Source organism: Haladaptatus sp. W1 (assembly GCF_001723155.1).
GTDB classification, from domain to species: domain Archaea; phylum Halobacteriota; class Halobacteria; order Halobacteriales; family Haladaptataceae; genus Haladaptatus; species Haladaptatus paucihalophilus.
Genome location: NZ_MEIH01000374.1, coordinates 12,932 through 28,966, shown reverse-complemented (window position 1 = coordinate 28,966; position 16,035 = coordinate 12,932). Strand labels below are relative to the sequence as shown.

The following is a 16,035-nucleotide window of genomic DNA, read 5'->3' as shown; positions in this document are numbered from 1 at the left end:
AAGCAACCGACGGCGGCGAAGATACCCGGAGTCAGTCCTGAAAGCCCGGCGGCGCTATCGGCTCGATGTCGAGCGTTTCGAGGTGGTCGTCGAAGAAGTCGCGGCGGCGACGGAGCTGCTCGGGGGAGTGTGAGTCGGAGCCGACCGTGAACGGAACGTCGTACTCCTGGAGAATCGTGAAAAATCGCTCCGCGGGATGGACGATACCCGCGTCGGTCAGGGCGCGACCGGCGTTGATTTCGGGGACGGTTCGAGACGACGCGAACGTCCGGGCGAGCCGTCGATAGTGGTCGTCCGTCGCGCGGCCGCGGAGTCCGGGGGTCCGCTCTATCAGGTCGGGATGGGCGGCGATGTCGAACAACTCGGACTCGACGAGGGCGGAGAGGGTCTCGAAATAGCGGTCCACGATACCGTCCAACTCGTCGTCGGACATGTTCTCGAAGTTGGAGGGGACCTGCACATTCATCTCGGCGATGTCGTGGACGCTGCCGATGGTGTAATCGAAGTCGGCGCGCTCGAAGAAGTGGCGTATCTCGGCCTCGTCGCGGGGGTCGTAGTCCATTTCGACGGCATCGTAAATATCGACGTCGGCATCCTCGCGCAACGATTCGATGGCGCGCCGACGGCGTTCGTAGGTGACGTCCAGATTGAACCCCCTCGCCGCGCGGATGTCCTTCGTGTACTCGCGCGAGGAAACTGTACAATGGTCGGTGACCCCGATTCCGTCGAGGCCCGCCTCCTCGGCGGCGCGGACCATCCGGGAGAGGAACGTCCCGTCGGAGTAATTCGAGTGAGTGTGAAAATCTCGCATTCGGTGAAAACGTGGACGAGGACGGGTATAAAATCCGCTGGCGATGTCGGTGGAAGTGTCGCTGGGGTCGATAGGTGTCAGTTAACTTCAGTTGTTATTAGTAGGTATTAGTGGATATCAGTGTATGAAACCGGGTGTCAGTGGTAGCAGTGGAAGTCAGTGGGTCGAAGTCGGTAATGGACCCGTCGATATTTCTCCTGAATCGACAAAAGTGCTCCCACTCCCCAGACAAACTCAGCTGACTGAGTTCTCATCTTTCCGACCTGGCTTTTACTATGACCCTTCGAAACCCGCTTCGTGAGCATCTTTCACACGAATAGATTCGACTTGGTCGTTATGAAAATAATGAGGAGATAACAGCCGTTACCACACTCCGTTTACGACAGTTTGACCGACCATATTGAAGGGGTCTGTTCAATTCGGCCAGTCTGGATCCAAGATGCTAGACAGTGTTGGCGGAACTCAGCACCTGCTATCCGTTTCCGATTCGGATTTCCGAAATCCGACTGCTCAATACAGAAATCACTGAACAATAGAGACACTCACGTATCGGAACGGACAGCGAGGGAAAGGGAGAGGTAACCCTCACACCCAAGCACGAGCCATTGTCGGGTGATGGCGCCAGACGATGGCATCGTACTGGCCAGTGTGAGAGCGTATCTTCACCAATGACCCGAAGGATAAAATAAGTTCATCAGACATTGATTGATTTTATTAGATGATTCGGTCAAATAACCGTGCTATGTATATCGAACTCAATTTCTAGCGTCTCTTTCTTTCAACCTAGTGAGTTCTGCGGTAAGCAGCCGTTACTCAAGTTTCTGGAGAGCTAGCAGAAAGTATGAACAGCGACACAATGAGAACGAAAACGACTAGTTGGTTCGGGTCCATCATAAACCACATTGGCCCGAATCCACCACCGCAATACGCATTGGTCGCCTCTGAGACGATTGATTTCGACTCATCGACTTCAGAGCTTGTTGCTGGTGTCGTAGAAGCACTCATTGATGTGATCGAGCCGGCAGGTGGCCAGACCACGCTCTCGCTGTACGAATACGTGGACCCAGATGCGCTCGAAGACATCATTACAGCAAGTGCATCGAAATAGAGCGACGTTGAGGTGCGATTCACAGTCAAGGACTATCTCGTCACAGTTCGGAGCGACAATACCGTCCTCGTCTACGAACCGCTCAGGGCCTGACGATAACAGGAGAATCTCGATCCGAACCGCGATGACAGGATTTGAGAATGAAATACAGACAGGTGAGAAAGGTTATCTCGCCGTGCTCCATGCGACCAGATACGATGATCGATGGTGTTGAAGAAGAGGTTGATATGCTTGACCGGCATTTGGAGGTTCTTCAGATGGTTGTGAACAACGAACCGATCGGGATTGTGAAGATGTCGAATGAATTGGGCTATGACCATCACGAAATACGCTATTCGCTTCGAATACTCGAAGAAGAGAATTTGATCGAGCCCACACAACAGGGCGCAATCACGACTGATGAGACGGAAGCGTTCATTGAAAACTGGGATGAGCAGATCGACGATGTTAGAACGAGACTCACTGCAATGAAAATTGGCGAGTAAGCTACAACTCTCGAAAAACGAGTAACATTTCGTACTGTTGGAAGCATTTTCTCCGTGGTTTATCCGAATGCAGGCGCTAAGTCTCCTTCCGTAACGCCCGAAACACGTAGGACGAGGGAGTTCACATACTACAAATCCGTGAGTCGGAGTTTTCCCTCGACTTCGTAGACATGGCCCTTATTATACAACCGTTCAATAATATCTTCGGCAGCAGGCCGCTCGAGATCTTCCTTCTCGGCCAGAACGGCATAGGCTTGCTCGTAAGTAAGTTCATCACCAGATGGAATTGCGCTCGCGAGCGCATCAAGCGCTTCTTGCGCAAGTGGTGTGAGTGGCGACATCTCGTTTGGACCCATTCGTATCACCAAATTCGAGGACACGACAGGTAAACCCTCGGACAGAGTCTACTCGTGACACTACCTATCTCATTATGACAAGGGGTAATGAGCAGACGACATGGGAGGATGGGTTGGTCTGGGCACAAAAACCCACGTTGCCTGCTGGGTTACGCTGACTGCACTCAACACTTGGTACCCGACGGATAAAGACATCAGCCAACCAGCGCGGAAGTAAAACTGAAGACACGGGAGGATTCGCGGCCCAGCGCTTCTCACGAACAACGCCGAGTTCAGAGCGCATCCACCAAAGCGAATTTTCTTGGGTTAGTACACTATACCAACGGAAGACGGATCCAACCGGTCAATCGAATTGACAATGGTGGCCGATCTCGAGAAAATACCCCCCATCGAAGTACAAATGAAACCAGTTCCATGGAAAGGGGAGGGTTCGAAGAATAGAGGGAGATGGTATGATACTCAAAGATAGTGCCGACTTTCGTAGCAGTTACACCACCCTATACCGTCTCTTCCAACTATATAAACGGACACACCCCACTACTTCCATCATATGTCTGACGCACGTCAGACCTTCGTTTCCAACCCAACCATCTATTCCAATCTTTAAGCCAGTCTCCCCCATTGTTTCCAACTTCACCACCACAACAAGTGGAGCAGCTATACATCGAATATTATACTAAGGAAAGATTTATTTATTTATTAGTGACTGGAATCATACCCGTACTAGCGATAAAAGAGTGGCTAGTGGCCCTCTAAAGTGGTTAGTGCGTTATCACTTCCGTTGTTTCCTCGAGTATTGTGTTTCGTCTATCGCTGAAGTTGGAAACGGTGGGGTGGGAGGGGGCTATAAAGAAACCCGTGGTTGGAAGCACTGGTCCGGGTTGGTGTTTCCTCTTTGTGAGAGCGACACTCGACTTGAAATGGTGATATGTCAGACACTATATCAGCACTTTGGTTGTAATTGTGCACTGTTGATCTCTTACTAGCCTCTCTCTTCCTAGCTTCACTTGCAACTGTGGTGTCTGACGAGGAGGGGTAAGTAGTACCATTTGATCGGCTATAGTTTTTACATAGCTATTGATGTGAAGTACCACGAGCCGGGTGCCCCGTGGAACTCTCATTGTATCTTCTTTTGAAACACTTCCGACGAATCCCCACACCCCTCGTTTTCAGTGAAAACAGAACCGCTAGCTGATTCTCAACTACTCTACTAGTTTAACTAGAATGTGTAATAAGTAGTTACTGGTAGGAGTAATATTGGCGGCGTGGTTATGCGGGTGAAAATCGGTTGCACTCGTCGTGTTTTTCACTGAAAGTGTGGTGTCTGACAATGAACTCACTTCCCAGCTTTTAAGCTCTCGTGTTCTGCTCGAATCGAGTAGGTACTCACTCGACTGTTTTCACTGAAAATGAGGGGTGTCTCTCGTCGCTTTTTGACCACCAACCGTCCATATCCACACGCTCTCGATGCTCGTTCCGCGCCTTTCACTGAAAACCGGGGAGCAGTAGAACTCAGATACTCCTTCTTGATGAGTTGTAATAACGTGCCAAACGATCCTATCCCCACGCCGGATCCAGAAGATCTCGCTGACGATCCACTTACCAAGCGTAATGGCTCTATTTTCGCGCGTCGTGAGCTACTTCGAATTGGTTATGTTCCTGACAGCGACCGCATCGTTGGTCGTGACGCGGAAATCAAAGATATAGAAGAGTTGCTCCAACCTGGTGTTTTCGGCGATCAACCCGGACATGCGATTGTATACGGGAAAACAGGGTCCGGAAAATCGCTAGTCTCCCGACACGTCACTGGACGTGTTCGAGCAATCGCCCAAACTAACGACGTCGCTCTCATTTCTGCCTATATTGATTGCGATCAAGCAAACACTATTACTCGCGTCGCTCGGTCTCTCTCCCAACAAGCTGAATTCCAGTCTACTCGCTCACTCAATATTCCAGATAAGGGGATCGGATCTAGTGAGTATATGGACTATCTCTATACGCTTCTCGACGATGCTGATGTTCTCATTGCTATTATCGACGAGATTGACAAGCTGGGTGACGATGAGATATTATTCAAACTCTCGAGAGCCGAAGAGAGTGGTAAAACGGATTGCTATATCGGTGTCGTTGCAATCAGCAACAAAATTGAGTATTACGAGAATCTCGACGAGCGTGTGAAGTCCAGCTTCCAAGACGATGAACTCGTCTTCCATCCGTATGATGCTGGGGCAAATCCGTGAAATTCTGAGTAAACGGCGAGATGCATTCCAACCCGATGTTCTCGAAGATGGTGTTATCCCACGCGTAGCAGCGCTTGCGGCGCATGAGCACGGTGACGCACGGAAAGCAATTGAAATCCTTTCGAGCGCTAGAAAGCTGGCTGCTCGAAATGGCGTTTCTAGTGTCACAGAGGAGCATGTCGATGCAGCACAGGATTATGCGGAAATGTCGCGGTTCCAAGAGCTAATTCGGGGATCGACTCCCCATTCGAAATATGTCCTATTCGCGCTCGCCTATCTCCAGAAATCTTCCCTGAAACAAGCATTCAGCATAGGCGAGATCTACCGTGTGTACGAAGACGTCTATAAGAGTGAGGGAACTGATCCCCTCAGTCACCAGCGAGTGCTGGAACTGTTGAAGGAATGGGCCTTTAGTGACGTCACTGAAAATCGGCATACTGGTGCTGGCAAGAGTGAAGGGAGCTATCGGGAACACTCCCTCTTGCGCGACTCGGATATGGTTCTCGATACTGTATTTGAACAGCCAAAAACGAAGCAGAATATCGTGTTTGATCTTCAAAGGAGCTGATTCTACGTTGAACATTCAAGAAAGCTGTTGCTGGTTCAAATAATCTATACCAGCTGAAGTTAGTATTCAATACTAACTTTGAATCGTTTTATTCTCGAGTTTGCTCTCCGTCGGATCGGGCGAGAACTGGTCTGTAAGCGTATTTCCCAAATTTTCTGACTGCTGCGATGTCTGCGATTCTCACGAGTCGGTAGATTCTCACGACTCGTGCGAATCGTACGGTGTTTAAACACCCAAATGGTTAAACGACTGTGACATTCTCGCCCGCCTTAAGGGGGGAGCGTCAGCGAGCGTGTAGGGCAGGGTATTTCACAAAGACGCTGTTTTCCAGCGTGACTTTTCCGATATCGATCCTGATGAAGTTGATATGAACATCGATCTCGAGAAACCGTATCGTGGAATGCAGACTGCAATCTTTGATATTCTAGATGATGCAGGCCGCCTGTGTGTTTGACAGACCGAGGACGAGCTTTTGGAATGTGCTGAAGCACTCCCCTAGCTACTGTTCTTCGTCGACACCGCGTGCGTCAAGGATTAACTGTGCCATCTTTTCGGGATTTTCCGCCGCTAACCGAACCATCGCATCGTGAACTTCACGACTCTCGTGATTCCGGACACCAGCATCACGCAACTCTCGCGTCATCTCTAAATCTCGTGCATCCTCAAACTCCTGCCACGATTCTTCGCGTGTGTAGATACTCCGTCGTAGATTTGAAGAGAACTCGAATGCAGGCGTCTTTCGTGGGTCTTTTGGTTCTTCTGATGTTTTCGATTCGTGCGACTCGTGCGATTCGTTCGATGTTTGCGATTCTTCCGATGCGCCAGACTCGGACGAACTGCTCGAAGTGGATGTCTTCTCTGTTCCCTCGTTGATTGCATTTTCGAGATCGTCAAACGCTGTCATTTATGCACCACCTTCCCCTGCTCGACGATTTGAGCGAGTTCGTCGTAGGCTTCGAGCTGATCGCACGTCTCATCGTAGTCTCGAAGTGGAACGCTTTCATCGTGCGCACGATCGATCGCCGCTCGGTGTCGAATCCCCGGCAGATTACCGTTTTGTTTCCCTCGATCGATCGCTTCCCAATCATCACTGGTTATTCGTGCATAGTTCGGTACGAGCTTTGAAACACCATCTCGATTGTTGATCTCCTTGAGGAGCGACCGGTCGCGGGTATCTTGGTCGATACGATCTTGTAAGTCCGTGGGTGTAATCGCGAGGATGTTCAACTCAAAGTACTGCCGTGCTTCTTGAACGAGCCGTTGAACAGTGCTAGAGAGCCCGCTTTCATACCCGCTCTCTGCGCGAAGGGGGATGATAATGTTCCCTGTTGCGTACATGGCGTTGTCGTTCAACTTCCCGCGATTTGCTGGACAGTCGACCACAATGTACTCGTACTTGTCACCGAGAAGCGGATTGATGAGATTCTCCTTGAGTCGTGTCGTTCCCATTGTCGCTTCCTTTAGCCCACTCTGGACGTCTTCGAGTTGCACGTGGGCAGGGAAAATATCGAGCCCGTGGCTTACTGTTTGAATGTATTGCGTTGGATCCTCACCGTTGATAAGAACGGCTTCGGCGTGATTCTCTTCGGCACTATACTGCTCTGTGAATCCGAGGTTCTGGCTCATGTGGCCGTTGTCGTCGAGGTCGACAACGAGAGCTGAGCCGTTTCGATGAGCTAACTCACGAGCGAGGTTAATCGCCGTCGTTGTCTTTCCGAACCCGCCTTTGAGTACGCCGACAGAAACGGCGCGCGGTTCTCCGCTGTTGTGTTCCTCTGCCATGATTGATTCTCCTGCACTCAACTAACTTCACGAACCGTGCGATTCGTACGAATCGCAAACATCGCACAAATCTCGAAGTTCGTAAACTTCGCGAGTGCCTCTGTTCCAACCATCTCATCAGAATTGTATAAACGTTATGTGCGAATCGTACGAATCTCGAGAATCGTAAACATCGTTCGAAGTCTACCGGTAGAGCGTACGGCCTCCCCCCCTCGAGACTTGACCCTGAGACGGTTCACTATACAAAATCTCCTTCACCAGTTCACAAGCTGAGAGACAGGCTGCCCCTAACGAATTCTACGAGTCGTACGAACCGTAAACATCGTACGAATCCTAAAGTTCGTCAACTTCGAGAGTGCCTATGCTCCAACCATCTCATCAGGATTGTATAACCGTTATTCGCGAATCGTAAACTTCGCACGAATTGCAAACATCGCATGATTTTCAAAGTACGTGGTCTTCTTACGTCGGTTCAGAGGCGAGAAACAAGGCTGTTCAACGAACTCTACGAATCGTGAACATCGGACGAACTTCTCACATCGCAATTAGCGATATACCCAAACTTACCCCATATGCTAGTTTGCGTCAAGTCGTGATAGTTGTGCCATGACTGCATCTGTCCACATGTATAGCTCGTGTTGTAGCCACTCCGTGGTTTCTGCAAGTGGTTGAGCGACATGCAAATACCTGACACCACCACTACTGACAGTGCGTGGATACCGAGTGACCAACTCCTGTTCATATAGCGGTTGCAGTTGCTTCCCAATCGTACTCTGATCACGGTTGAGAATTTCCGCGATTTCAGCGATCATGCTGTGGGGATGATCGAGAACGGTGAGGTATACACGAAATGCTGCTATATGGACTCCACAGACCGTGGCCATCGTCTCCGTGAGTTCCAACTCGGATTTTTCATCTAGTAGTTGCTTGAATCTCGCTACATGTTCCCCTGGGAGTCCTGTCCCCTCTGCCAACTCGGCACTGTCTAGTTTAGCTCCTCCTCGACAGGTGTTCGGTTGTTGAGCGATTGATGCGGTCGCTGATGGTTATAGTAATGCACAAACTGTTCAAGCCACTGCTGAACGCTCGGCCGACTGCCCACCCACGAGGTATGAAAGCGGTCGATACGCTGTTTGAGCGTGTGAAACCACTTTTCGATAAGGTTTCGCTCGGTATAGTCAAGGTGACCGCTCAATCCAATTCGAAAGAGGACAGTCCGATAGCCGTAGCCATCAACGAGAAACACAGTGTCAGAGAGATCGTGTTTCTCGGCCAATCCAGACAGAAACGCAGCCGCTTGATCGGTCCCATGCCGATCAAACACTTTGACATCGAGCAGTAACTTTGTTTCTATGTCTATTGCAGCGTACACCCAAGACCACTCGCCGTTAATTTTGACAGCGGTTTCGTCAACCGCGACCCGCGTCGGCGTCGCCGACGGCGGGTCGGAGACGCTGTCAGATACCCGATGAACCCATTGGAAAATTGCTTGATGCGACCGTTTTACGCCGAGGAGTGCGAGAATCCCTTTTGTTTCCCTGAGCGAACAACCGGTCGCGTGGAGCCGGACGGCGAACGCCCTGACGGGCGTCGCCGTCCGCTCACGCTCCCAACATTCAAGCTTAGCCGTCTCTAAACTCTTTTTGAGCAGGTTTGAGAGTAGCATGAATCACTAGCTCTTCAACCTGCTCGTCCTTATCTAGACAGTGCCAGTTCACTCTAGTCATCAATCACTCGGGGTGATGAGTCCGACTTCTAAATCTGCGATGAATACGTACCGATATAGAGTAGCTGAAAATAAAACGTTGTTTACTGCTCTCAGACAGTGATTCTTTTCATGTCATATTGATCGGATTCACATTTGGCTGCTAAACGAGCAACCAATCGAACTAAGAAACCTGCAACGAGCCTCACAACCACGAGCAGATCTGACGATCAACCATCGTGGCAACTCGGCTTTCTGGGATTTCTCGGGATTATGGGGCTTTTCGGCGTTCACCCAGCACGAACCCCTCGCATTGTTCGTCTTCAGTTTCTTCGGCTTTTTTCCGACTTCCGCTACCGGTAGGAACAGCTAAAATATCTCGGCGGTGTCGGCATCGTAGGTGTCCTTATAGGCCTGTTGGGCGTCGCGGGAAGCATCCAGATCTTACGACGGTCACTCGGTTCGACAACATGAGAGACCCGCTCAAAGCGACTCGCGACAGCGCCAAATAGAGAAAGCTCAAGACATGACAGTATCCGCGCTGACTGAATCCTCCGTACTCGGCAGTCCGTTCCCCCCACATATCATGGAAGAGGAGATTTTCCCGGAGCTATCAGTTTGGATACTATAGCAATTAGTTTGAAGATTGGGTAGAAAATCCGTCTATTTCAATGAACTTTCCATCTTTAGGAGACAATGTCGGCATCGATCGTTCGATGAGCAAACACCCGTAGAGGTGAAGCGAAACTATGCAGTGCCACTCGGACGAATTTTCATCGTTTAAGCAGGAGCACGACGATTTCCTCCGACCCAAACAGCGGTTCGGGTCTATTTCCGGTCACTTCGCGTCGCGGCGGAACCGAAACGGTGACCAGTCGTCGTCCGCGAAGAGCGCCCGACTCACGACGAGCCACGTCGGGATGGCGAGCACGACGATGGCGATGAAGCGAAGCCCGGCATCGAGGGGGGTGAGCAAGGCGCTGTAGAACCACACGATGGCGAACGTGATTGCGAGCCGAATCAGCGGCTTCAGCGCGACGTTCATTCGTTATCCGACCGGCCGCCGTCCGCGACCGGTTCGTCGGCGTGGTCGAAGCCTTCGATGCTGAATCGCTCGTCCACGACCGCCTCCTCGGCGACAAATCCCGTTCCGTACTCGAACTCGTCGACGTGGATGCAGGCCGCTTCGTGGCCGTCGTTCGCCCCGGAAATCGCCTCCAGCGGCGGGTCAGTCGCCATGCACTCCTCGGTAGCGTTCGGACAGCGAGAGTGGAACGAACAGCCACTCGGGGGGTCGAGCGGCGAGGGTACCTCTCCCTCCAGCGCGGTTCGCGTGCGGGCGAGGGCCGGGTCCGGTTCCGGAATCGCGCGGAGGAGCGATTTCGTGTACGGGTGTTGCGGACTCTCGAAGAGGTCCGATCCGTCCGCAACCTCCACGATTTCGCCGAGGTACATGACCGCCACGCGGTCACAGAAGTGGCGGATGACGCTGAGGTCGTGGGCGATGAACAGGATGGTCAAGTCCAACTCGTCCTGCAGGTCCATCAGCAAGTTGAGTATCTGGGCTTGGATGGAGACGTCGAGCGCCGAGACGGGTTCGTCGGCGACGATGAACTCCGGGTCGACCGCGAGCGCGCGGGCGATACCGACGCGCTGGCGCTGACCGCCCGAGAACTCGTGCGGATACCGATTGGAGAACTGTGGCGGGAGGCCGACCGTTTCCATCAGTTCGTCTACGCGCTCGTCGCGCTCGCCCTCGTACAGTCCGTGGATTTCCATCGGCTGCTTGAGGAGCTGCGAGATGGTCTTTCGACGATTGAGGCTCGACGCGGGGTCCTGAAACACCATCTGGATTCGCTTTCGCATCGCTTTCATTTCGCCCGCGGACAGCTCGGTGAGGTCGGTTCCGTCGTAGCGAACCGTCCCCGCCGTCGGCTCGTCGAGGCGCAGGAGCGACCGCGCCGTCGTGGACTTTCCGCTTCCGGACTCACCGACGAGACCGAGCGTCTCGCCGCGTTCGATTTCGAAATCGACGCCATCGACGGCCTTGATGCGCTCCTCTGCGCCCATCAGGCGGTCGATAAGTCCGTCGTTCTGGACGAAGTGCTTGCGCAGGCCGCGCACTTCCACCAACGGGGCGTCAGTCATCGACCACCCCTCCGTCGGTGGCGGCCTCGGTACGTGGAGCGGTCCCCATCTCCTTCGATATCGGGCCGTATCCGCGGGCGTGGATGCAGGCGGCCTCGCGGTTCGGTTCGACCGACCGCAGTTCCGGGTCGTACTCACGACACGCGTCCGTCGCGTGCGGACATCGCGGATGGAACGAACACCCGGACGGCAGGGCGGCGAGGTTCGGCACGTCGCCTTTGACGGGGACCAGTCGGTCCATCTCTCCCCGCAGCGTCGGTAGCGAACGCATCAGCCCGCGCGTGTAGGGGTGGCGCGGGTTCTCGAAGAGGTCGTCCACGTCCGCGCGTTCGACGATTCGACCGCCGTACGCGACCGCAACGCGGTCGCACGTCCCGGCGACGACGCCGAGGTCGTGCGTGATGAGGATGATGCTCATCCCGTACTTCTCCTGAAGGTCGTCGAGCACCTCGAATATCTGTGCCTCGATGGTCACGTCGAGCGCCGTCGTCGGTTCGTCCGCGATGAGTATGTCCGGTTCGCAGGAGATGGCCATCGCGAGCAGCGCGCGCTGGCGCATGCCGCCCGAGAACTGGTGCGGGTAGCTGTCGACGCGAGCCTCCGGTTCCGGGATGCCCACGTCCGTCATGAGCGAGATGGTCCGCTCGTGTGCTTCTTGCTTCGAGACGTCCTGATGCCGCAGGATGACGCGGCGGATCTGTTCGCCGATGGTGAACACCGGGTTCAAACTCGTCATCGGGTCCTGGAACATCATCGATATCTCGTTGCCGCGTATCGCGCGCATCTCCGCTTCGCTCTTCTCCAACAGGTCGTCGCCGTTGTAGCGGACGCTTCCGCTCTCGATGCGTCCGGGGTCGTCGATAAGTCGCATCACGGAGAGCGCGGTGACGCTCTTTCCGGACCCGCTCTCGCCGACGATGCCGAGGGTTTCGCCCTCGTGGAGGTCGAACGAGGAGCCGTCGACGGCTTTCACCGTTCCCTCGTCCGTGTAGAACCGGGTGACGAGGTCGTGAACCGACAGTATCGGGTCGCTCATTCTCTCGTCTCCTCCGTGTATCGCGGGTCGAGTGCGTCGCGGAGCCCATCACCGAGCAGGTTGAATCCGAGGATGGTGAGCACGATGATCGCGCCCGGGAACACCGAGTACCACCACTCGCCGCTGTAGAGGTAGCCGCGGGCGTTCGACAGCATCAACCCGAGACTCGCCTTCGGGGGTTGGATACCGAGGCCGAGGAACGACAGCGCGGCGCTCGCCAGCACGGCCGTTCCCATGTACAGCGTGCCCTGAACGACGACGGTGGGCAGCGTGTTCACGGCGATGTCCTTCACGAGAATGTGTCGGTCGCTCGCCCCGAGCGCCTTGGCGGCGTCGATGTAATCCTCTTCCATCTCCTTGAGTACGGAGCCGCGCATGACGCGGGCGAAACTCGGAATGTAGACGACGCCGATGACGATGATTATCTTCAGCAGGTTCGGAAGCACGAACGACCCGTACTCCGTCTCCCCGACGCCCAAGACGCCCAGCACCGCGATGGCGAGGATGAGGCTCGGGAACGAGAAGAGGATGTCCATGAACCGCATGATTATCTCGTCGATCCACGAGTTCCGGTAGTACCCGGCTATCGCACCCGCGCTCACGCCGATGAGCATGGCGAAGAAGACGACGCCGAGCGACACCGTCATCAGGGTACGCAAACCGTAGAGGATGCGCGAGAGGATGTCGCGGCCGTGATGGTCCGTCCCGAGGTACGCGGTCATCGTTCCGACCGCGTCGCCGTTCTCGTTTTCGACGATCATCTTGGTACCCATCGGCATCGGGTTGTGCTCGCCCTCGGGCGCCTCGAACTGTACGGTCGGGTCGTGCGGGGCGACGTAGGGAGCGAACAACGCGAGGAGGACCATCGTGCCGATTATCGCACCGCCGATCATCGACAGCTTGTTGCGCCGGAACTCCTTCCAGAACATCTGGAACTGCGAGTGGTGCGTTCCGGGGGCCGACCCAGCGTCGAACGTGTCCGTCTCTGCGTGGTCTTTCGTTGCCATATCAGTTCCTCCCGTCGTATCGGATTCGGGGATCGAGGTAGGCGTACAGTACGTCGACCGCGAGGTTCGCGAAGACGAACACCATCGAGATGAACAGGATGAGTGCCTGGATAACGCGGTAATCCCGCCGGTCGATGGCGAGTATCAGGAGCTTTCCGACGCCCGGTAGATTGAACACGGTCTCCGTCAGAATCGCCCCGTTCATCAGTTGGCCGAGACCGACGCCGATGACGGTGACGACCGGGATGAGTGCGTTCTTGGAGGCGTCTTTCAGTATCACTTCGCGGCCGCTGATTCCCATCGCCTTCGCGGTTTTGATGTAGTCTTGGTTGAGCGTATCGAGCATCTCGGAGCGCATCATCCGCGCGATGAGCGCGGAGTAGGCCGTCCCGAGCGTGATCACGGGCAGTACCAACTGCTGAAGGTTCGCTACCGGGTCGACCCACGGCGGCGTCCACCCGCCCGTCGCCCACGGGAAGGAGAACTGGACCGCGAACACCATGATGAGGATGATCCCCAACCAGAAATCGGGGATGGAGATGCCGGTCAGCGCGGCGATGCGCGCCGCGTGGTCCTCGATTCGGTCCTGGCGAACGGCGCTGATGATGCCGGTCGGAATGGCGATGAGTATCGCCATTATCATACTGAGTATCGACAGTTCGACCGTCAGCGGCAGTCGCTCCACGATGAGGTCCGTCACCGGCGCTCCCTGTTGGACAGTCCAGGACGTTCCGAAGTCACCCTGTATGGCATCGACCATCCACAGCCCGTACTGGACGTACACCGGTTTATCCAGCCCCATATCGTGTCGAATCTGGTTGACGAGCTTTTCGTTTTGGAGCGGCCCGAGCATCACGCGAACGGGGCCGCCCGGCGCGAGGTGAACCAGCGCGAACACCACGACGCTGACGCCGAGCAGGACTGGTATCGTCAGCAGCAGGCGTTTTGCGACGTAGCGTCCCATGCTCATCGCCCGATCACCTCCGCAGTAGTTCTATGTGGATTCATTCATTCACTTCCTCTGAATCGGATAACATGGTTGGTGTGCGTTTACTCGCCGACCTCGACGTTCCGGTACTCGTCGACGAACGTGCCGATGTCGTAGTTGCTGACCGAGTTGCGCCACGCCTCGAGCTTGTTCACGTAGGCGATGTCGATCTGAATCGCGTGCTCGACGAGGTACTCCTGGAGCCGGTAGACGATCTCTTTCTGCGTTTCTTTGTCCGTCGCGGCCTGCGCCTCGCGCAGCTGTGCGACGTACCACTCGTGTCCGTTCGAGTAGTCCCCTTGGGCGTCCGCTGGCGCTTCGGGTCCGCTCGGAGCGTAGATGTCCATCAGGTCGTCCGACGGGTGGTGCCAGTTGTTGTGGTTGTGGTTGTTGTCCGCGTAGCCGGACTCCAGCCAGGATGTCACGACCGGAATCGACTGGCCCCAGTCTTCCATGGCGGCGTGCCACTTGTTCGTGCCGTAGACCTGATCGAACAGGGTCGACTTGTCCACGGCGGTGACGCTCACGTCGATGCCGATGTTGGACAACTGCTCCTGGATGACGATCGCTTCGTCCTTGAACCACGAACCCTTGGTGGCGATGATGTCAAACTCGAAGCCGTCGGGGTTTCCGGCCTTCTCGAGTTCCGAGCGGGCCTTCTTCGGGTCGTAGAGCTCCATCTTCTTGAGCTTCGGCGACGTCCACTCGCTGTCGGGGTACCACGGCCCCTTCTGGACGACGCCCTGTCCGTGGAAGATTTCGTCCAAAATCTCGTCGCCGTCGATGCCGTACAGCACCGCGCGCCGGTTGTGGACGTTGCTCATCGGGTTGCCCTCCGCTTCCATGAGGTTCACGTAGAGCACCTGCGTGAGGTTGCCGGGAACCGACTCCGCCGTGACGTCCGGCTGGCCTTTCAGTCCCGAGAAATCCTTCGGCGGAACCTTGTCCGTGAGGTCTATCGTTCCGGAGCGGAGGTTGGCAAGGCGCGTAGAGTTCTCGCCGATGAAGTTGAACTTGACCTCATCGACCGACGGAATGCCGTCCTTCCAGTAGTTCTCGTTCTTCTTCAACAGGACGTGACTCCCGCTCTTCCACTCGACGAACTCGTACGGTCCAGTGCCGGCACCGCCCGGGTCGTTCGTGAGATTCGTCGAGAGACCGCTCGGACCCTTCCCGTCTTTCGTCTCGCCGCGCGACCCCTTCGGGACGATTCCTTCGAGACTCCGGGTGAGCCACCAGTTGAGCGTGCCGAACGATTTCGACGTGTTCAGCCTGAGCGTCCGGTCGCCGACGATTTCGCTGTTCTCGACGAATGGCATCCGGCTCTTGACCGGAGAGTTGTTATCGGGGTTCAGAATCCAATCGACGGAGTACTTGAAGTCCTCGATGGTCACGTCGTCGCCGTTGTGGAACGTGATACCGTCGCGGAGCGTGTATTCGAACGCTTTCCCGCCGTTCTTCGGTTCCGGGACTTCCTTCACGAGACCGGGCTTCAGTTTCTCGTCGGGGGTCAGTTCGATAACCTCGTCGAAGATGAGGCCACCGACGGTGCTCGTGGCGGTGTCCGTCCAGAGCGCGGGGTCGAAGTTCCACACTTCCGCGGAGATGGCGACGTTCAACCGAGTCTTCTTGCCGTTGCCGCCACCGCCGCCACCGTCGCCGTCACCGCCGTCGTCGTCGCTCTTTCCGGAACATCCCGCTAGCGCCGTTCCAGCCAGTACGCCAGCGACGCCGACGAACTGCCGTCTGTTCAGATTGTATTCGATTATGTCGTCTTCTTCCATATCTACTCTTACCTGCT

At 55.0% G+C, this 16,035-nt stretch carries 15 protein-coding genes; 4 read left to right on the top strand and 11 right to left on the bottom strand.

What is annotated here, in order from left to right:
• Nucleotides 1-31 precede the first annotated feature (31 nt).
• On the bottom strand, nt 32-811 hold the full coding sequence (locus BG842_RS22770) for a PHP domain-containing protein (protein ID WP_069451308.1): 780 nt from the start codon (nt 809-811) through the stop codon (nt 32-34).
• A gap of 841 nt (nt 812-1,652) precedes the next feature.
• On the opposite strand from BG842_RS22770, the gene BG842_RS22765 reads away from it, so the two are divergent.
• Nucleotides 1,653-1,919, top strand: a complete 267-nt coding sequence (locus BG842_RS22765; RefSeq protein WP_254663408.1) for a hypothetical protein — start codon at nt 1,653-1,655, stop codon at nt 1,917-1,919.
• Between the two features lie 197 nt (nt 1,920-2,116).
• Complete coding sequence (locus BG842_RS22760; RefSeq protein ID WP_069452592.1) at nt 2,117-2,404, top strand: hypothetical protein; 288 nt, start codon at nt 2,117-2,119, stop codon at nt 2,402-2,404.
• A gap of 128 nt (nt 2,405-2,532) precedes the next feature.
• On the opposite strand, the gene BG842_RS29310 is transcribed toward BG842_RS22760, so the two are convergent.
• Nucleotides 2,533-2,760: a hypothetical protein gene (locus tag BG842_RS29310; protein WP_069452590.1), complete on the bottom strand. Its 228-nt coding sequence runs from the start codon at nt 2,758-2,760 to the stop codon at nt 2,533-2,535.
• 1,544 nt (nt 2,761-4,304) lie between these two features.
• On the opposite strand from BG842_RS29310, the gene BG842_RS32860 reads away from it, so the two are divergent.
• Both BG842_RS32860 and BG842_RS32855 read left to right on the top strand, forming a co-directional pair.
• Entirely contained in the window at nt 4,305-5,000 is a 696-nt protein-coding gene (locus BG842_RS32860; protein WP_342764826.1) for an AAA family ATPase, read from the top strand.
• The gene (locus BG842_RS32855; protein ID WP_342764825.1) at nt 4,978-5,568 is read left to right on the top strand and encodes a hypothetical protein; all 591 of its coding nucleotides are present in this window, start codon (nt 4,978-4,980) and stop codon (nt 5,566-5,568) included. Before BG842_RS32860 ends, BG842_RS32855 begins: the two co-directional genes overlap by 23 nt.
• 499 nt (nt 5,569-6,067) lie before the next feature.
• On the opposite strand, the gene BG842_RS22745 is transcribed toward BG842_RS32855, so the two are convergent.
• The 9 genes from BG842_RS22745 to BG842_RS22700 all read right to left on the bottom strand — a co-directional run bounded on the left by BG842_RS22745 (nt 6,068) and on the right by BG842_RS22700 (nt 16,018).
• Nucleotides 6,068-6,472, bottom strand: coding sequence for a hypothetical protein (locus BG842_RS22745; protein ID WP_069452589.1), 405 nt, complete (start codon nt 6,470-6,472; stop codon nt 6,068-6,070).
• A complete protein-coding gene (locus BG842_RS22740; RefSeq protein ID WP_069452588.1) occupies nt 6,469-7,350 on the bottom strand; it encodes a ParA family protein in 882 nt (293 codons plus the stop codon). The genes BG842_RS22745 and BG842_RS22740 overlap by 4 nt, the downstream gene beginning before the upstream one ends.
• A 985-nt stretch (nt 7,351-8,335) precedes the next feature.
• Nucleotides 8,336-9,016: an IS6 family transposase gene (locus BG842_RS22730; RefSeq protein ID WP_069452587.1), complete on the bottom strand. Its 681-nt coding sequence runs from the start codon at nt 9,014-9,016 to the stop codon at nt 8,336-8,338.
• Between the two features lie 877 nt (nt 9,017-9,893).
• Nucleotides 9,894-10,100, bottom strand: coding sequence for a hypothetical protein (locus tag BG842_RS22725; RefSeq protein ID WP_007980775.1), 207 nt, complete (start codon nt 10,098-10,100; stop codon nt 9,894-9,896).
• Nucleotides 10,097-11,203, bottom strand: coding sequence for an ABC transporter ATP-binding protein (locus BG842_RS22720; protein WP_069452586.1), 1,107 nt, complete (start codon nt 11,201-11,203; stop codon nt 10,097-10,099). The genes BG842_RS22725 and BG842_RS22720 overlap by 4 nt, the downstream gene beginning before the upstream one ends.
• The gene (locus BG842_RS22715; protein WP_069452585.1) at nt 11,196-12,239 is read right to left on the bottom strand and encodes an ABC transporter ATP-binding protein; all 1,044 of its coding nucleotides are present in this window, start codon (nt 12,237-12,239) and stop codon (nt 11,196-11,198) included. The genes BG842_RS22720 and BG842_RS22715 overlap by 8 nt, the downstream gene beginning before the upstream one ends.
• On the bottom strand, nt 12,236-13,246 hold the full coding sequence (locus BG842_RS22710; protein ID WP_069452584.1) for an ABC transporter permease: 1,011 nt from the start codon (nt 13,244-13,246) through the stop codon (nt 12,236-12,238). Before BG842_RS22710 ends, BG842_RS22715 begins: the two co-directional genes overlap by 4 nt.
• 1 nt (nt 13,247) lies before the next feature.
• Nucleotides 13,248-14,210 (bottom strand): ABC transporter permease, encoded by a 963-nt coding sequence (locus BG842_RS22705; protein WP_026177984.1) that lies wholly within the window; start codon nt 14,208-14,210, stop codon nt 13,248-13,250.
• An 86-nt stretch (nt 14,211-14,296) separates the two neighbouring features.
• Nucleotides 14,297-16,018, bottom strand: a complete 1,722-nt coding sequence (locus BG842_RS22700) for an ABC transporter substrate-binding protein (protein WP_069452583.1) — start codon at nt 16,016-16,018, stop codon at nt 14,297-14,299.
• Nucleotides 16,019-16,035 lie beyond the last annotated feature (17 nt).